At 48.5% G+C, this 17,492-nt stretch carries 16 protein-coding genes and 1 tRNA gene; 10 read left to right on the forward strand and 7 right to left on the reverse strand.

The features are described 5' to 3' along the window. Positions 1-30 precede the first annotated feature (30 nt). On the reverse strand, positions 31-324 hold the full coding sequence (locus K0335_RS09430; RefSeq protein ID WP_001026276.1) for a co-chaperone GroES: 294 nt from the start codon (positions 322-324) through the stop codon (positions 31-33). A 275-nt stretch (positions 325-599) separates the two neighbouring features. Between K0335_RS09430 and yjeH the strand changes: the two genes are divergently transcribed. Further along, positions 600-1,856 carry an L-methionine/branched-chain amino acid transporter gene (yjeH, locus tag K0335_RS09435; RefSeq protein WP_046076438.1) on the forward strand — a complete coding sequence of 419 codons (1,257 nt, stop codon included), beginning with the start codon at positions 600-602 and terminating at the stop codon, positions 1,854-1,856. 15 nt (positions 1,857-1,871) lie between these two features. Here yjeH and K0335_RS09440 read toward each other — a convergent pair whose 3' ends face one another. Next, entirely contained in the window at positions 1,872-2,348 is a 477-nt protein-coding gene (locus K0335_RS09440) for an FxsA family protein (protein WP_001267295.1), read from the reverse strand. Positions 2,349-2,684: 336 nt separating this feature from the next. Between K0335_RS09440 and aspA the strand changes: the two genes are divergently transcribed. The 7 genes from aspA to K0335_RS09475 all read left to right on the forward strand — a co-directional run bounded on the left by aspA (position 2,685) and on the right by K0335_RS09475 (position 8,809). Next, on the forward strand, positions 2,685-4,121 hold the full coding sequence (aspA, locus tag K0335_RS09445; RefSeq protein ID WP_002431743.1) for an aspartate ammonia-lyase: 1,437 nt from the start codon (positions 2,685-2,687) through the stop codon (positions 4,119-4,121). A gap of 113 nt (positions 4,122-4,234) precedes the next feature. Next, the gene (dcuA, locus tag K0335_RS09450; protein ID WP_000637590.1) at positions 4,235-5,536 is read left to right on the forward strand and encodes an anaerobic C4-dicarboxylate transporter DcuA; all 1,302 of its coding nucleotides are present in this window, start codon (positions 4,235-4,237) and stop codon (positions 5,534-5,536) included. Positions 5,537-5,651: 115 nt separating this feature from the next. Then, on the forward strand, positions 5,652-5,990 hold the full coding sequence (gene cutA / locus K0335_RS09455) for a divalent cation tolerance protein CutA (RefSeq protein ID WP_000879045.1): 339 nt from the start codon (positions 5,652-5,654) through the stop codon (positions 5,988-5,990). Then, positions 5,966-7,660 (forward strand): protein-disulfide reductase DsbD, encoded by a 1,695-nt coding sequence (gene dsbD, locus K0335_RS09460; RefSeq protein WP_000068962.1) that lies wholly within the window; start codon positions 5,966-5,968, stop codon positions 7,658-7,660. The genes cutA and dsbD overlap by 25 nt, the downstream gene beginning before the upstream one ends. A gap of 36 nt (positions 7,661-7,696) precedes the next feature. Then, entirely contained in the window at positions 7,697-8,272 is a 576-nt protein-coding gene (locus K0335_RS09465) for a transcriptional regulator (protein WP_001188518.1), read from the forward strand. A gap of 67 nt (positions 8,273-8,339) precedes the next feature. Then, entirely contained in the window at positions 8,340-8,597 is a 258-nt protein-coding gene (locus K0335_RS09470; protein ID WP_001237784.1) for a hypothetical protein, read from the forward strand. Between the two features lie 136 nt (positions 8,598-8,733). Continuing rightward, positions 8,734-8,809: transfer RNA gene (locus K0335_RS09475), tRNA-Phe, on the forward strand. A gap of 567 nt (positions 8,810-9,376) precedes the next feature. Here K0335_RS09475 and K0335_RS09480 read toward each other — a convergent pair. The 5 genes from K0335_RS09480 to K0335_RS09500 are packed head-to-tail and all read right to left on the reverse strand — an operon-like array spanning position 9,377 to position 14,390. Further along, positions 9,377-9,874: a 4Fe-4S dicluster domain-containing protein gene (locus K0335_RS09480; protein ID WP_223685754.1), complete on the reverse strand. Its 498-nt coding sequence runs from the start codon at positions 9,872-9,874 to the stop codon at positions 9,377-9,379. Between the two features lie 29 nt (positions 9,875-9,903). Beyond that, positions 9,904-10,500: a molecular chaperone gene (locus tag K0335_RS09485; protein WP_001139857.1), complete on the reverse strand. Its 597-nt coding sequence runs from the start codon at positions 10,498-10,500 to the stop codon at positions 9,904-9,906. 54 nt (positions 10,501-10,554) lie between these two features. Beyond that, positions 10,555-11,331, reverse strand: coding sequence for a DmsC/YnfH family molybdoenzyme membrane anchor subunit (locus K0335_RS09490; protein WP_000544912.1), 777 nt, complete (start codon positions 11,329-11,331; stop codon positions 10,555-10,557). Next, positions 11,324-11,950, reverse strand: a complete 627-nt coding sequence (locus tag K0335_RS09495; protein WP_000816147.1) for a DMSO/selenate family reductase complex B subunit — start codon at positions 11,948-11,950, stop codon at positions 11,324-11,326. Before K0335_RS09495 ends, K0335_RS09490 begins: the two co-directional genes overlap by 8 nt. A gap of 13 nt (positions 11,951-11,963) precedes the next feature. Continuing rightward, entirely contained in the window at positions 11,964-14,390 is a 2,427-nt protein-coding gene (locus K0335_RS09500) for a DMSO/selenate family reductase complex A subunit (protein ID WP_000661392.1), read from the reverse strand. Positions 14,391-14,881: 491 nt separating this feature from the next. Between K0335_RS09500 and K0335_RS09505 the strand changes: the two genes are divergently transcribed. Then, positions 14,882-16,513 carry a sensor histidine kinase gene (locus tag K0335_RS09505; RefSeq protein WP_219393801.1) on the forward strand — a complete coding sequence of 544 codons (1,632 nt, stop codon included), beginning with the start codon at positions 14,882-14,884 and terminating at the stop codon, positions 16,511-16,513. After that, positions 16,510-17,232: a two-component system response regulator DcuR gene (dcuR, locus tag K0335_RS09510; protein WP_000982280.1), complete on the forward strand. Its 723-nt coding sequence runs from the start codon at positions 16,510-16,512 to the stop codon at positions 17,230-17,232. The genes K0335_RS09505 and dcuR overlap by 4 nt, the downstream gene beginning before the upstream one ends. The last annotated feature ends 260 nt before the right edge of the window (positions 17,233-17,492 follow it).

Consider the following 17,492-nt stretch of genomic DNA (forward strand, 5'->3'; position numbering starts at 1 on the left):
TAAATTCGTATGTTCAGTGTCGTGCGCGGATTACGCTTCAACAATTGCCAGAATGTCGCTTTCGGACATGATCAACACTTCTTCATTGTCGATCTTCTCAGACTTCACACCGTAGCCATCGTTGAAAATTACGATGTCGCCAACTTTCACGTCCAGCGGCTTCACTTCGCCATTTTCAAGGATACGGCCATTGCCAACAGCCAGCACTTCGCCACGGGTAGATTTAGCCGCTGCAGAGCCGGTCAGAACGATGCCGCCAGCAGATTTAGTTTCAACTTCTTTACGCTTGACGATCACGCGATCATGCAATGGACGAATATTCATTGATAACTCTCCTTTGAGAAAGTCCGTATCTGTTATGGGTGACGCCGGACCTTACATGGTTTCCCGGCTGGTGACCAGAGAAATGGGGATGGGCTTATCCCCCTTCAAGGGGGAAAATGAAAAAAAATTTTGATCAGCACAAAATCGGGTAAAAATCCTGATTCACCTCACGTTTCATCACAATTTCTACATCGCCGTCATAAGCGAATCTGATTGTGCTACCATCGAAAATCTACGCAGTTGCCCAAAATTTGGGCGCAATCGGATATCAACCCATGAGTGGACTCAAACAAGAACTGGGGCTGGCCCAGGGCATCGGCCTGCTATCGACGTCATTATTAGGCACCGGCGTGTTTGCCGTTCCTGCGTTAGCTGCACTGGTAGCAGGCAATACCAGCCTGTGGGCGTGGCCCGTTTTGATTATCTTAGTGTTCCCGATTGCGATTGTGTTTGCGATTCTGGGTCGCCACTATCCCAGTGCAGGCGGCGTCGCACACTTCGTCGGTATGGCGTTTGGTTCGCGGCTTGAGCGAGTCACCGGCTGGCTGTTTTTATCGGTCATTCCCGTAGGTTTGCCTGCCGCGCTACAAATTGCTGCCGGGTTCGGACAGGCGATGTTTGGCTGGCATAGCTGGCAACTGTTGTTGGCAGAACTCGGTACGCTGGCGCTGGTGTGGTATATCGGTACTCGCGGTGCCAGTTCCAGTGCTAATCTACAAACGGTCATTGCCGGGCTTATCGTCACGCTGATTGTCGCCATCTGGTGGGCGGGTGATATCAAACCTGCGAATATCCCCTTCCCTGCACCAGGTAATATCGAACTTACCGGGTTATTTGCTGCGTTATCAGTGATGTTCTGGTGCTTTGTCGGTCTGGAGGCATTTGCCCATCTCGCCTCGGAATTTAAAAATCCAGAGCGTGATTTTCCTCGCGCGTTGATGATTGGTCTGCTGCTGGCAGGATTAGTCTACTGGGGCTGTACGGTAGTCGTCTTACACTTCGACGCCTATGGTGAAAAAATGGCGGCGGCAGCATCGCTTCCAAAAATTGTAGTTCAACTGTTCGGTGTAGGAGCGTTATGGATTGCCTGCGTGATTGGCTATCTGGCCTGCTTTGCCAGTCTCAACATTTATATACAGAGCTTCGCCCGCCTGGTCTGGTCGCAGGCGCAACATAATCCTGACCACTACCTGGCACGCCTCTCTTCTCGCCATATCCCGAATAATGCCCTTAATGCTGTGCTCGGTTGCTGCGTGGTGAGCACGTTGGTGATCCATGCTTTAGAAATCAATCTGGACGCTCTTATTATTTATGCCAATGGCATCTTTATTATGATTTACCTGTTATGCATGCTGGCTGGTTGTAAATTATTGCAAGGACGTTATCGGCTACTGGCGGTGACTGGCGGGCTGTTATGCGTTCTGTTATTGACGATGGTCGGCTGGAAAAGTTTCTATGCGCTGATCATGCTGGCGGGGTTATGGCTGTTTCTGCCAAAACGAAAATCGCCGGAAAATGGCATAACCACATAATCCGGCGTTTCGACATTAATCCTGGCGATCGTCTTTATGATCAAGGCGGTCGCGGTCATCATCCTTTCGCTGATACTCACCATCAAAAGTATTACCGCCACCGGTCCCGGCGCTAAAACCACCGCCTGGCATGCGAGAAAAGCGCAAATGCGGCATCAACTTCACTGTCAGATGCTTTTGCACCGGCGGTAATAAAAGAAGCAAACCGAGGAAATCGGTGAAAAAGCCTGGGAGCAGTAACAGCAAACCAGCAATGATCAGCGATACGCTTTTGATCATCTCCTCTGCCGGATTTTCCCCAGCAGCCATTTTCTGCTGCATCAGCACAAAATTCTTAAAGCCCTGGTTGCGAACCAGTGACATACCAATAACTGAGGTGAATATTACTAGTATAAGAGTCAGCAGAACGCCTAAGACATGGGCGACCTGAATAAAAATCGAAATCTCAATGTAAACGTAGAGAAAGAGAGCAAGTAAAGGTATCCAGCGCAAAGGATTCTCCTGTTATTCGCAACTGTTGACCACAGCTGCGCGTTAAATTTGCGTTACGCACTCGCCTGATATAGCGATGATTTTCAAAATTTCAAGGGGGTATCGGATATATTTATGGTATTAATCCTAAAGGGGTGATCCATTTCACAAATCAATAAATCAGCCCCAATTTCCGCCGCTTAAAGTGATCCAGATTACGGTAGAAATCGCATAGCAGCATATGATCTCAGGTATTCGGTCGATGCAGGGGATAATCGTCGGTCGAAAAACATTCATAACCGCATATATTCTGCGCGTTTAGAACAAATCATTGGCAGCTTGAAAAAGAAGGTTCACATGTCAAATAACATTCGTATCGAAGAAGATCTGTTGGGTACCAGGGAAGTTCCAGCTGAAGCCTACTATGGTGTTCACACTCTGAGAGCGATTGAAAACTTCTACATTAGCAACAACAAAATCAGTGATATTCCTGAGTTTGTCCGCGGGATGGTAATGGTGAAAAAGGCAGCGGCTTTAGCTAACAAAGAGCTGCAAACCATTCCTAAAAGTGTAGCGAATGCCATCATTGCCGCATGTGATGAAGTCCTGAATAACGGAAAATGCATGGATCAGTTCCCGGTAGATGTTTACCAGGGCGGCGCAGGTACTTCCGTTAATATGAACACTAACGAAGTGCTGGCCAATATTGGTCTGGAACTGATGGGTCACCAGAAAGGTGAGTATCAGTATCTGAACCCGAACGACCATGTTAACAAATGTCAGTCTACTAACGATGCCTACCCGACCGGTTTCCGTATCGCTGTTTATGCTTCCATCATCAAACTGATCGACGCGATTAACCAACTGCGTGAAGGCTTTGAACGTAAAGCTGTCGAATTCCAGGACATCCTGAAAATGGGTCGTACCCAGCTGCAGGACGCAGTTCCGATGACTCTCGGTCAAGAATTCCGTGCTTTCAGCATCCTGCTGAAAGAAGAAGTTAAAAACATTCAGCGTACCGCTGAACTACTGCTGGAAGTTAACCTCGGTGCGACCGCAATCGGTACAGGCCTGAACACGCCGAAAGAGTACTCTCCGCTGGCAGTGAAGAAACTGGCTGAAGTCACTGGCTTCCCGTGCGTACCTGCTGAAGACCTGATCGAAGCAACCTCTGACTGCGGTGCTTACGTAATGGTACACAGCGCACTGAAACGCCTGGCTGTGAAGATGTCCAAAATCTGTAACGACCTGCGTCTGCTCTCCTCTGGCCCGCGTGCCGGCCTGAACGAGATCAACCTGCCGGAACTGCAAGCTGGCTCTTCCATCATGCCTGCTAAAGTTAACCCGGTAGTACCGGAAGTCGTAAACCAGGTCTGCTTCAAAGTTATCGGTAACGACACCACTGTTACCATGGCAGCAGAAGCGGGTCAGCTGCAGCTGAACGTCATGGAGCCGGTGATTGGTCAGGCAATGTTTGAATCCATTCATATCCTGAGCAACGCTTGCTACAACCTGCTGGAAAAATGCGTTAACGGCATCACTGCCAATAAAGAAGTCTGCGAAGGCTACGTCTTTAACTCTATCGGCATCGTCACTTATCTGAACCCGTTCATCGGTCACCACAACGGCGATATCGTCGGTAAAATTTGTGCTGAAACCGGTAAGAGCGTGCGCGAAGTCGTTCTGGAGCGCGGGCTTCTGACTGAAGCAGAGCTTGATGATATTTTCTCTGCACAGAACCTGATGCACCCTGCTTATAAAGCAAAACGCTATACTGATGAAAGTGAACAATAATCGAATTGTGTAGGACCAAAAAGGCACGTTTAATAACGTGCCTTTTTATTTAAAGGTAGTAACCAAATAACAACAAATTGATATCAATTAATCAATAAACAAGGAAGGCTAGTATGATAGTTGTCGAACTTATTATCGTATTGCTGGCAATCTTTTTAGGTGCCAGACTTGGGGGCATAGGTATTGGTTTTGCAGGCGGATTAGGTGTTCTGGTTCTTGCTGCCATTGGCGTCAAACCCGGTAACATCCCATTCGATGTCATTTCCATTATCATGGCAGTTATTGCTGCTATCTCTGCCATGCAGGTTGCTGGCGGTCTGGACTATCTGGTTAACCAGACAGAAAAGCTGCTGCGCCGTAACCCGAAATATATCACGATCCTCGCGCCCATCGTGACCTACTTCCTGACCATTTTTGCCGGGACAGGTAACATCTCCCTGGCAACGCTGCCTGTTATCGCAGAAGTGGCTAAGGAACAAGGGGTTAAGCCGTGCCGTCCGCTGTCAACGGCGGTGGTTTCCGCGCAGATCGCGATTACTGCATCACCGATCTCTGCGGCGGTGGTGTACATGTCTTCTGTAATGGAAGGTCATGGTATTAGCTACATCCATCTGCTTTCTGTGGTCATCCCGTCCACTCTGCTGGCTGTTCTGGTGATGTCCTTCATCGTCACCATGCTGTTCAACTCTAAACTTTCTGACGATCCGATTTATCTCAAGCGTCTGGAAGAAGGTTTGATTGAGTTGCGCGGCGAAAAGCAAATTGAAATCAAACAAGGCGCGAAAGCATCCGTCTGGCTGTTCCTGCTGGGCGTAGTTGGCGTAGTTATCTATGCGATTATCAACAGCCCAAGCATGGGTCTGGTTGAGAAGCCGCTGATGAACACCACTAACGCTATTCTGATTATCATGCTGAGCGTTGCGACTCTGACCACTGTTCTTTGCAAAGTGGACACTGACAATATCCTCAACTCCAGCACCTTCAAAGCAGGGATGAGCGCCTGTATTTGTATCCTGGGTGTTGCGTGGCTGGGCGATACGTTCGTTTCCAACAACATCGACTGGATCAAAGATACCGCTGGTGAAGTGATTCAGGGTCATCCGTGGCTGCTGGCTGTCATCTTCTTCTTTGCTTCTGCTCTGTTGTACTCTCAGGCGGCAACCGCAAAAGCACTGATGCCGATGGCTCTGGCACTGAACGTTTCTCCGCTGACTGCTGTTGCTTCTTTCGCTGCGGTGTCTGGTCTGTTCATTCTGCCGACCTACCCGACGCTGGTTGCTGCGGTACAGATGGATGACACGGGTACAACTCGTATCGGTAAATTCGTCTTCAACCATCCGTTCTTCATCCCGGGTACTCTGGGTGTTGCTCTGGCCGTTTGCTTCGGCTTCCTGCTGGGCAGTGTAATGCTGTAATGACCAATCGCGGGGCGTTCACGCCCCGCTTTCTTTCCCGCCGACTAACATCCTTCCCCCGACCGTTGTATAGTGACCTCTCTCTTGCGGTTCCATCTGTTGTTGCGAGGTGTTTATGCTTGCCGAAAAAAATTCGCATACTGAGGCCGTAGTAGTGCTTTGTACCGCGCCAGATGAAGCGATAGCCCGGGAATTGATCGCCAGAGTACTGGCAGAGCAACTGGCCGCTTGCTCCACAGTCATCCCCGGAGTAACGTCCTTTTATTTCTGGGAAGGTAAGCTTGAAGAAGCATCTGAAGTACAGATGATCTTCAAAACCGACAAATCCCACCAGCAGGCACTGCTGGACTGCCTGAAGTCTCATCATCCTTATCAAACACCTGAGCTTCTGGTTTTACCTGTTATTCATGGAGACACTGATTACCTCTCATGGCTCAACGCATCTTTACGCTGATCCTGCTACTTTGCAGCACGTCCGTTTTTGCTGGATTATTTGACGCGCCAGGACGTTCACAATTTGTGCCTGCTGATCAGGCTTTTGCTTTCGATTTTCAGCAAAACCAACATGAGCTTAATCTGAGCTGGCAGATTAAAGACGGTTATTACCTTTATCGTAAACAGATCCACATCACGCCCGAGCAGGCGAAGATTGCCGATGTGCAACTGCCGCCAGGTGTCTGGCATGAAGATGAGTTTTACGGCAAAAGTGAGATTTACCGCGACAAGCTGACGCTTCCCGTGACCATCGACCAGGCGAGTGCTGGTGCAACGTTGACCGTCACTTATCAGGGCTGCGCCGAGGCGGGTTTTTGTTATCCACCAGAAACCAAAATAGTGCCGTTAAGCGCGGTCATTGCCAGTAAAAACGCACCGCAACCGGCTCCTGCTCAACAACAGCAAACCGATGCACAACTGCCCTTTTCCGCACTCTGGGCGTTGTTAATCGGTATCGGTATCGCCTTCACCCCCTGCGTGCTGCCGATGTACCCACTGATTTCCGGCATCGTGCTGGGCGGTAAACAGCGGCTCTCTACTGCCAGAGCATTGTTGCTAACCTTTATTTATGTGCAGGGGATGGCGCTGACCTACACGGCGCTGGGTCTGGTGGTTGCCGCAGCAGGATTACAGTTCCAGGCGGCGCTACAGCACCCTTACGTGCTTATCGGCCTCGCCATCGTCTTTACTTTGCTGGCGATGTCGATGTTTGGCTTATTCACCTTACAGCTCCCCTCCTCGCTGCAAACGCGCCTCACGCTGATGAGCAATCGCCAACAGGGCGGTTCACCCGGTGGTGTGTTTGTTATGGGGGCGATTGCCGGGCTGATCTGTTCACCATGCACCACCGCACCGCTTAGCGCGATTCTGCTGTATATCGCCCAAAGCGGGAACATGTGGCTGGGCGGCGGCACGCTTTATCTTTATGCGCTGGGCATGGGCTTGCCACTGATGCTAATTACCGTCTTTGGCAACCGCCTGCTGCCGAAAAGCGGCCCGTGGATGGAACAGGTCAAAACCGCGTTTGGTTTTGTGATCCTCGCACTGCCAGTTTTCCTGCTGGAGCGTGTGATTGGTGATGTCTGGGGATTACGCTTGTGGTCGGTGCTTAGTGTCGCGTTCTTTGGCTGGGCCTTTATCACCAGCTTACAGGCCAAACGCGGTTGGATGCGTATCGTGCAAATTATCCTGCTGGCGGCAGCATTGGTTAGCGTGCGCCCACTCCAGGATTGGGCATTTGGTGCGACGCATACCGCGCAAACGCAGGCGCATCTCAACTTTACACAAATCAAAACGGTAGATGAGTTAAATCAGGCGCTCATTGAAGCTAAAGGCAAACCAGTGATGTTAGATCTCTATGCCGACTGGTGCGTCGCCTGTAAAGAGTTTGAGAAATACACCTTCAGCGACCCGCAGGTGCAAAAAACGTTAGCAGACACGGTCTTACTTCAGGCCAACGTAACAGCCAACGATGCCCAGGATGTCGCACTATTGAAACATCTGAACGTTCTGGGTTTACCCACAATTCTGTTTTTTGACACTCAGGGCAATGAACAACCAAATGCCAGAGTTACGGGCTATATGGACGCGACAACCTTTGACGCACATTTGCGTGATCGCCAACCGTGAGCAACACTTGCAAAAGGAAAGACGGAGGAAAATAGCGTGCAACGTGAAGATGTTCTGGGAGAAGCCCTGAAATTATTAGAAATTCAAGGGATTGCTAACACGACGCCAGAAATGGTCGCTGAACGCATTGATTATCCACTTGATGAATTGCAACGTTTCTGGCCAGACAAAGAGGCCATTCTGTACGATGCTCTGCGCTACCTTAGCCAAAAGGTAGATATCTGGCGTCGTCAGTTAATGTTGGATGAAACGCTGTCTACTGAACAAAAACTACTGGCCCGTTACCAGGCATTATCGGAGTGCGTGAGTAATAACCGCTACCCCGGATGTCTGTTTATCGCTGCCTGTACCTTCTATCCTGATCCGGATCACCCTATTCATCAGTTGGCGGAGCAACAAAAAAAGGCAGCTTTTGATTTCACTCACGAGCTATTAACTACCCTGGAGGTAGATGATCCCGCCATGGTGGCAAAGCAGATGGAACTGGTACTGGAAGGTTGCCTGAGCCGGATGCTGGTAAATCGCAGCCAGGCCGATGTCGATACCGCACATCGGCTGGCGGAAGATATCCTGCGCTTCGCCCGCTGCCGCCAGGGTGGAGCGCTGACATAATTCGGATTTCTGGTCCTTTCGTATACGCATATAATTCCACCAACACGGATAGGTAAAAGGGAATTATATGCGCCTGCTTCACCACGCCACACTTGCCGGTCTTTTCGTTATACCCTTTTTTGCCAATGCCATAAGTGGCCTTACTTTCAGCCATAAAGACCAGAAACTCGCCTGCAACAACACCGGCACTTGCCGCGCAGCGGACTATGGTGATAACTACCGCTTTGGAAAGCCTCTGCATTACGCCTTTGAACGTGTTGCCGTCATTCCCGTCTGGTTGAATAACAAATATTACATAGGCACCGTTGCCAGCCATCATGGTTAAGGTGATATGGGAGTGATGTAATTTTCCTCAATAGTGGTCCAGAACTGTACAAACTGCCGCAAAGATAAGCAACCAGACAGTAAAACGTGAAATTGAGTTGACGAGATGTGCAGATTACGGTTTAATGCGCCCCGTTGCCCGGATAGCTCAGTCGGTAGAGCAGGGGATTGAAAATCCCCGTGTCCTTGGTTCGATTCCGAGTCCGGGCACCACTAATTCCTGAAAACCCGCCCACAAGGCGGGTTTTTGCTTTCCGGGCCCATGGAATCGTATCTGGAATAATTCAAACCAACGCCCTTAGCCAAAGACAAAAATCCCCAAAGGCCGATAACCACGCTCAAATTATTCACGTCGGATAATCTTGCATCGCGAATTATTTAGAGCAAAAATTTAAGTAATTTATTCCCGTCCTCCCACATAAGAAATAATATAAGGCCTTCAACGGAAAAAGATTGAAAATAAGAAAATAAAAATGCCAGCAAGGATTATTGCTTTTATCATCAGCTATTTACTAATATTTTTCAATCTGTCATGCCGATTTAACAACAACAATACGCCACACTCAAAAAGAGGAGTCACATGACAATATGTTACTTGAGTTAATTATTATCGTAATTATTGTGATGTTTTTTGCTAAAAAAAGCAGATGATTTTCATTATTATCGCAGGATAATTGTGCACATATTTTCCATGCGGATAAGAATCCTCATTCCTAAAAATAATAATTTCCAGGTCATCAAGTGAAATCTGTTAATACACAGAGTGTTCCTCCCTGCCCCTCACACCATCTCAAGTTTTACCGCGTCATAACCACACTGAACCAAACATTCACCGCAACCATTACATATTGCAGCATCGATTACAGGCATTCCGCTTTCGTTGATTGAGCATGCCTGAAGTGGGCATAGATCGACACACTGTTTGCAACTGCGCACCGGATTAACACAATTTGCTTTAAAAACGGGACGAAATCCGGTGTCGAAACGAGCCTGCGGACGTAATGCCTCAGTAGAACATGCAGCGATACATAAGCCGCAGCCGTCACAACTGGCAAATTCAATCACCAATTGCGGATAGCCATCTTCATGCCGGTTGAGAATGCCCATGGGACAGGCATTAATACACAAATCACACTGCGTGCACTGCACACGAAACTGCGCATCAGGTAACGCGCCGGGAGGTAAGGAGTGCACAGGTAATATCGGTGTTGTTATCGGGCGAGCCGCGCTGACAAAGGCCCGAAATAGCCCGCGTCGGCTAACATACCGATGAGACATTAACTCCTGATAATAATTTTCTGACTTACTCATCCAAGAAAGAGCCGTTTGGTTGGAGGATTTAGTGCCTGTTGCTGCTGATAATCCTGCAGAAACAGTGTCGCAATCTGCGCCAACTTCGCGTAAAACGCACTGACAGGGTTGCGCTGTAATAACTCCAGATAACGATATCCCCACGGCAGCAAATGCGTTTCCAGCAATTGATTAGCTGCACGTTCTTTCCCCTCTGCCAGCAAGGCGCTACAGGCAAGCAGCATCAGGCCAAACTGATCTTCCGGTTCATTTATACAGGAATCAAACGTCATTCCCTGATCACGAAGGAACTTCTGGTACTCGGCAGTGCTGTCACCCATCAACAGATTATCTTTTTCGAGATATACCGAACCCCAGGGCGGTGCTGGCATTTCACCCTGTCCTTCAAAAAGAACAGAAAATTGCCAGAGATGCTGCTCCTCATCCGGGAGTGACCAGTCAGAGCATAATTCAGCCACCTGGCGGGGATCGCGCCAGGGGTATATCTCATCCAATGTCGGCAGACAGTCAAACAGTGCCCGAACTTCAGGACGCGTGGGAGAATAGTAAAACAGGGCACCAAGAATACGCACCAGTACGGCTGGGGAAGGCATGATTAAACACTCCTGAAAGCAGAGGTGGCCGGACAGACACCGGCCACTCACAGGTTACATAGGGATGGTCCAGAGGTTGTAGAAACCGATCCGACCAACCAGTTCAGCAGCAATAACCACCAGTGCAGTCATCGCCAGCACAGCTTGCCCACTTTTCATGCGTGCATAGAGCAGTGCCCCAATAACACCCAGCGCCAACAGAATGGCCTGAGCGGTAAACCAGGTGGACTGCGCAGCGGTAATAACGCCATCAGCACTCATTAGCGTGGAAATATAACCCGGACGCAAACAGAAACTCGCTAGAATCGCCAGTACACTTACCAGCAGCCCCAGACGACGAACGCCAAACAACGCCGCCAACATGCCGCCACCGATAAGTGCAGTTAGCACCATCATCATGGTGGTGTAAGAGGTACTCCAGGTCGCTACCGTTGCCAACTGGTAAATACGCGGGATGGCAAAGATAAACACGACTCCAATCGCAGCGGCCAGCCATACCAGTACTTTACAAAGCATTGCACCACCGCGATTTAACAGCAAACCGAGAGATCCCAGTCCTCCGGCTGCGGCAAAACATGCCGAAAGCACGATTTCGTTACTCATAGGAGAACTGCCGACACGGAATAGCATATTCAGCGCTCGCAGCGGCTGCCCGACATGAATGGTGCCAAGCACAACACCCACACCAAACAAGCACATCACCGAAAAGAGACCAATCGCCATACGACGTGGCTCAATTAACCCCATGGCACCGCCAATCAGCAGCAGAATAAACGCCCCCACTGCGCTCTGGGTAAATACGGTGAAAAAGACCAGTGGTAACTCATGCATGGCGCACCTCCCGAATGTTCATGATCGCCCCTTCTTTGTCGCCCGTAGGTCGCGCCAGCGGATGCGGTTTAATTATCAGGTTAGGATGCGTAAACGAAGCGGCAGGTAACGGTGCGATTTCATTTTCGCTGCCATATTTCGCCCGCAATTCGTCGATAGGACCAAAATCCAAAGCTCGCTGTGGACAGGACTCAACACAAATAGGCGGGAGATTTTTCTCCAGTCGGTCAAGGCAACCATCACACTTACGCATCACTTTAGCTTGTGTATCAAACTGCGGTGCACCATAAGGGCAGCGCATTTCGCAGTAACGACAGCCCACACAAACACTGTCATCCACCAGCACCAGGCCATCTTCTTCGCGTTTGTGCATCGCGCCGGTTGGGCAACCTGCCACACAGGTCGGTTCATCGCAGTGATTGCAGGCAATCGACAAATAGTAAGTGAAGGTATTGTTGTGCCAGCTTTCACCTTCTTTCACCCAGCTACCGCCACCATATTCATACACGCGGCGCAGCTTCGGTCCGACATCCAAATCTTTATTATCCTTGCAGCTTACCTGGCAGGTTTTGCAGCCAGAGCAACGCGAGGAGTCAACGTAAAAACCATACTGTTTCATTGTGGATCACTCCTTAAGCGCGTTTAATTTCAACAAGGTTGGTATGTTGCGGGTTCCCTTTCGCCAGCGGCGAGGTCAGGTGAGTTGTCAGCGTGTTAATACAGCCACCAACATCAACACCATTGCTGTCCAGACGCGTCCACGCTCCCTGAGGCATGGCAACAACGCCAGGTAAAATACGCTGGGTCACTTTGCAAGGGATCTCAACCACACCACGATCATTAAACACGTGTACCAGATCACCAGACGACAGTTGCCGCGCACTGGCATCGATCGGGTTGATCCATACTTCATCTGGCACCGCTTCGTGCAGCATTAGCACGTTGGTGTAAGTTGAGTGAGTATGGCCTTTGGTATGGAATCCACTGAGTTGTAACGGGTACTTCGCAGTCAGTTCTTTATTCAGATGTGACTCTTTCACCACACAGAACTCAGGCACAGCAGGAATACGATCGCCCTCTGGCAAGATCCATTTCTGCGCCAGATCAGCCAGTGCCTGGGAATACACTTCGATTTTACCGGATGGCGTTTTTAGCGGATTCGCCTGCGGATCAGCGCGGAAATCGGCAAAAGCAATGCTCTCTTTCTCTGTCGCGATACGCTGGTCGATAACGCCCATCTCTTTTGCTACCTGCCATTCCGGCAGGTACGGGCGTTTTTCACGGATTTGCTGATAGTGCAGCTCTGCCCATTGTGCCTGAGTTTTTCCTTCAGTGAATTGCTCGCGCAAACCAAGATGCCCGGCAATATCGGCGCAAATATCATAAGTACTCCGCACTTCCCACATCGGCTCGATGGTTCTTTGCAGCGCAATCATATAGTTGTGCGATCCTGCAGAGTATGAACTGTCTACCAGATCCTCGGCCTCAAGGTAGCTGGTTTCCGGCAGCAAAATATCTGCATATTTTGCACTTGGGGTCATATGGTTTTCGATAACGATGATGGTTTCACACAATGTATCGTCGGCGAGAATCTTACGGGTACGATTGGTTGCTCCATGCTGGTTTAACAGAGCGTTACCCGCCTGGTTAACAATCAGTTTGATCCCGGTTTTGAGTTTCTCCGCACCTTTTACGCCCATTGTATTGGCCGTCATCTTTTCAGGATTTTGGATCGCATCGGTCCAGAGATAGCACGGAATAGAGGTGGTAATAGGGTTTTCACCCACCGGCAGTGAAGGAACACCATACGGCGTACCGTAAGGCCAGTTGCCATTGTTCGTACCAGGTAAGCCGAAATGACCGGTTAGTACTGGCAAAGTCTGGATTGCACGAACAGTTTGTTCACCGTTGGCATGACGCTGCGGCCCCCAGCCCTGGCAGATATAACAGGCTTTCGCCGCAACCATTTCCCTTGCTAACTGACGAATACGCGTCGCGGGTAATCCGGTGATACTTGCCGCCCATTCAGGTGTTTTTTCCACACCATCTTCCCCGGTTCCCAGCACATAGTCTTTATAGCTGGCGTTCGGTGCCGCCGATTCTGGCAGTGTAGAGCGGTCATAACCCACACAGTACTTATTTACCTGCTCTTCGTTGATCAGGTTTTCGGTGATCAGTGTGTGTGCAATACCCGCCACCAGTGCGGCGTCAGTAGTTGGACGAATAGGTAACCACTCAGCATGTTCGGTGATAACAGAGTCGGTATAGCGAGGATCAATGATAATGACACGGGCTTTGGATTTATCGAGCGCACGACGCAGCTCTTCCACCTGTCCACCACCGGACATACGCGTTTCTGACAGGTTAAGACCAAAAAGTACCACTAAATCGGAATTAGCAACTTCGGTGAAATGGCTGCCAACATATACACCGTGTGTATAAGGTGTTGCAGCACCAATTTGCGCAGTCGAGTAAGTATTATGGTAACGCAAATAACCGCCGGTAATATTCAGCAGACGTTTCCATGCCGGGCTACCCTGAGTCTGATAGTAAGCGCCAGATTGATAATTATAATAAATTGCCTCTCGGCCATATTTTTCAGTGATACGTTTTAATTCAGCAGCGATTAATGCTGTCGCTTCATCCCAGGAAATTTTTTGGAATTTCCCCTCGCCACGTTTTCCTACTCGTTTCATGGGATATTTAATACGGTCGGGGCTATAAACACGCCAGCGGCTGGAACGACCACGTAGGCAAGGTCGAATCTGATGTTCACCAAAAACAGAGTCGTCCTTCGCGTCCTCGGCTTCAATACGAACAATGCGTCCGTCTTTTACGATAACCTTTAATGGACAACGACTTCCGCAATTCACCAGGCAAGCACTATGCCTGACGGTTTCAGCATTTTCGTTGGTTTTACCGGTATCCGATGTTTCGGCCCTGACGGTTGTGGAAAAAGGCAAAGTGATGGCGTTGCTTAGTGCAACGGCAGCTCCCAGTTTTGCAGTTGTAGTCACCGCATCACGTCGGGAGATTGTTGTATTTAACAACTCTTTCATTTTATTTTCTCACATTGTTTTCATAATTATTATTAATACGACATATGAGGTAATCATAAAGAATTAGTAATTCATCATGATTGATTATGATCAAGTGAGATTTGGTGCTTAGCACAAATATAAATATTTGTGGTCATTATCAAAATATAAATGATAACGCATCTTTATTATCATTTGAGATTAAATATCACGCAGCGTTAATCTAAATTTCAATTAATTATCCTGCAGGTGATAATTTAAAAAGTGTAATCTCCCGCAAAGTGAAATTTTCGTATGAAATCTTGTCTTATTATGCTCTCAGCAATTCGTGTTACAGGCAGGTCTCCAGAATCTTACATTAGCCAATGACCAGGGTGAACTGACGTCTTTGCAGCATATGCATCCTGATATATGGCGGGGATATGCGCTGGCGCATAGAAACGGCGTACTCCCTTTGAATTACGTGATTCATCAGTGATAATACCCTCACGATAAGAATTTTCGGGATCGCGATGAGACATTCCTTACCCTGCCGTATGTTACGTAAGCGACCGATGAAACTCGGTACGACGGTGATGTTAATGGTCAGCGCCGTACTATTTTCCGTATTGCTAGTCGTCCATCTGATCTATTTTTCCCAAATCAGCGACATGACCCGAGATGCGCTGACCGACAAAGCGCTGGCGGTGGCACGTTCTTTGGCTCATTCGCCTGAAATTCGTAATGGTTTACAGAAATCTCCCACTGAAAGTGGCATCCAGACATTCGCCGAAGCAGTACGCAAACGTAACGATCTACTGTTTATTGTGGTCACTGATATGCAAGGATTGCGCCACTCCCATCCGGAAGCTCAACGGATTGGTCAGCAATTTAAAGGCGACGATATTTTACTGGCGTTAAAAGGCCAGGAAAACGTTGATGTTAATCGTGGATTTCTCGCTCAGGCGTTACGGGTGTTTACCCCGGTGTATGACGAAAATCACCGTCAGATTGGTGTCGTCGCTATCGGCATGGAGTTGAGTCGCGTTGCTGAGCAAATTAACAATAGTCGCTGGAGCATTATCTGGTCGATTTTATTCGGCATGTTGGTTGGATTAATTGGCTCCCTGGTATTGGTAAAAGTTCTCAAACGTATTCTTTTCGGTCTTGAACCTTATGAAATATCAGCCCTTTTCGAACAGCGTCAGGCGATGCTGCAATCCATGAAAGAAGGGGTTATTGCTGTTAATCATAAAGGTGAAGTTACGCTGATAAACGACGCCGCGCAGCAGCTACTCAACTATCACACATCGCAGGATGATGCGCATCTTTCAACTTTAAGCCATGCCTGGGCACAGGTCGTTGATTTAAGCGATGTGCTGCGCGACGGGATTTCACGTCGGGATGAAGAAAAAACAGTAAAAGACCGTTTGTTGTTGATCAACACCGTTCCCATACGGATCGATGGCGAAATTATTGGCGCCATCTCAACGTTCAGGGATAAAACCGAAGTTCGGCAGTTGATGCAGCGTCTGGATGGCCTGGTGAACTACGCAGATGCACTTCGTGAACGATCCCACGAATTTATGAATAAATTGCATGTGATCCTCGGATTATTACATCTGAAGTGTTATCAACAATTGGAAGAGTACATTCTCAAAACGGCGAATAATTACCAGGAAGAGATCGGTTCTCTACTGGGTAAAATTAAACCGCCAGAGATTGCAGGATTCTTAATCAGCAAAATCAGTCGTACTACCGATGCCGGGCATTCGCTGATTATCAGCAATGAAAGCCTGGTCCCGGACACCGCCAGTGAGGAGCAAAAAGCAGTCCTGATTACCGTACTGGGTAACCTGATTGAAAATGCGCTGGAGGCATCAGGCTCACAAAAGGGTGGTGAAATCAGTGTTGCCCTGCATTATCGCCATGGCTGGCTGCACTGCGAAGTGAGTGATGATGGTCCGGGTATTACGGCTGATCGTATTAGTCATATTTTTGAGAAAGGTATCTCAACAAAAGGAAGCGAACGAGGTGTCGGTCTGGCACTCGTCAAACAGCAGGTAGAAGGGCTTGGCGGAAGTATTACCGTTGAATCCGAGCCCGGTGTTTTCACCCAGTTTTTTGTTCAGATACCCTGGGATAGGGAGAGAACCAGTAGATGATGAATGTATTAATTATCGATGACGATGCGATGGTTGCGGAATTAAATCGCCGCTATGTCACGCAGATCCCTGGGTTTCAGTGTTGTGGCACAGTATCAACACTCGTCCAGGCAGAAGACCTTATTTTCAACAGCGATATCCACATTGATCTGATTCTGCTGGATATTTATATGCATAAAGAAAATGGTCTTGATTTGCTGCCAATACTGCATGGCGCACGCCGTAAAATAGACGTTATCGTGATCTCTTCTGCGGCAGATGCAGCAACTATCAAGGATTCACTGCATTACGGTGTCGTCGATTACTTGATCAAGCCCTTTCAGGCGACCCGTTTTGAAGAAGCGCTCAATAACTGGCGGCAAAAGAAACAGGCAATGGAGAAGCATCAGTATTTCGACCAGGCGGAATTAGATCAGTTAATCCATGGCAGCACAAACAAAGAACAAGATGCCCGCCGCCTGCCAAAAGGATTAACATCACAAACCTTACGTACCCTTTGTCAATGGATAGATGCTCATCAGGACTACGAGTTTTCCACTGATGAACTGGCTAACGAAGTGAATATCTCCCGCGTCTCATGCCGTAAGTACCTTATCTGGTTGGTGAATTGCCATATTTTATTTACCAGTATTCACTACGGTGTGACGGGCCGCCCGGTTTATCGTTATCGCGTTCAACCTGAACATTATTCGTTGCTGAAACAATATTGTCAGGGATAATAATCAACAGCAAAACCACTCCTAACATTACGCATACTCGTCATCCTTCAAGTTGCATGTGCTGCGACTGCGTTCCTGCAACTTGAATTATTTAGCGTATATATTCTGTTATATCCTTAATTCAACTCCTGGGGAAATATTGCGGCAGATCAAAAAACCTGTCGCACTATTTCTATTAGTAGAAGCGGCTCATTCTTCATGCTGTTTTTAATTACAAAATCGCTAACAAAAGTTAATTAACTATTTTAGCATCGTTTTGG

Source organism: Escherichia sp. GZ89 (genome assembly GCF_019366485.1).
Classification (GTDB): Bacteria; Pseudomonadota; Gammaproteobacteria; order Enterobacterales; family Enterobacteriaceae; genus Escherichia; species Escherichia fergusonii.

Excerpts from the sequence above, each read along its gene's own strand:
- K0335_RS09430 (WP_001026276.1), bottom strand. The coding sequence starts at position 324 with ATGAATATTCGTCCATTGCATGATCGCGTGATCGTCAAGCGTAAAGAA.
- yjeH (WP_046076438.1), top strand. The coding sequence starts at position 600 with ATGAGTGGACTCAAACAAGAACTGGGGCTGGCCCAGGGCATCGGCCTG.
- aspA (WP_002431743.1), top strand. The coding sequence starts at position 2,685 with ATGTCAAATAACATTCGTATCGAAGAAGATCTGTTGGGTACCAGGGAA.
- dcuA (WP_000637590.1), top strand. The coding sequence starts at position 4,235 with ATGATAGTTGTCGAACTTATTATCGTATTGCTGGCAATCTTTTTAGGT.
- cutA (WP_000879045.1), top strand. The coding sequence starts at position 5,652 with ATGCTTGCCGAAAAAAATTCGCATACTGAGGCCGTAGTAGTGCTTTGT.
- dsbD (WP_000068962.1), top strand. The coding sequence starts at position 5,966 with ATGGCTCAACGCATCTTTACGCTGATCCTGCTACTTTGCAGCACGTCC.
- K0335_RS09470 (WP_001237784.1), top strand. The coding sequence starts at position 8,340 with ATGCGCCTGCTTCACCACGCCACACTTGCCGGTCTTTTCGTTATACCC.
- K0335_RS09480 (WP_223685754.1), bottom strand. The coding sequence starts at position 9,874 with ATGTCTCATCGGTATGTTAGCCGACGCGGGCTATTTCGGGCCTTTGTC.
- K0335_RS09485 (WP_001139857.1), bottom strand. The coding sequence starts at position 10,500 with ATGCCTTCCCCAGCCGTACTGGTGCGTATTCTTGGTGCCCTGTTTTAC.
- K0335_RS09490 (WP_000544912.1), bottom strand. The coding sequence starts at position 11,331 with ATGCATGAGTTACCACTGGTCTTTTTCACCGTATTTACCCAGAGCGCA.
- K0335_RS09495 (WP_000816147.1), bottom strand. The coding sequence starts at position 11,950 with ATGAAACAGTATGGTTTTTACGTTGACTCCTCGCGTTGCTCTGGCTGC.
- K0335_RS09500 (WP_000661392.1), bottom strand. The coding sequence starts at position 14,390 with ATGAAAGAGTTGTTAAATACAACAATCTCCCGACGTGATGCGGTGACT.
- K0335_RS09505 (WP_219393801.1), top strand. The coding sequence starts at position 14,882 with ATGAGACATTCCTTACCCTGCCGTATGTTACGTAAGCGACCGATGAAA.
- dcuR (WP_000982280.1), top strand. The coding sequence starts at position 16,510 with ATGATGAATGTATTAATTATCGATGACGATGCGATGGTTGCGGAATTA.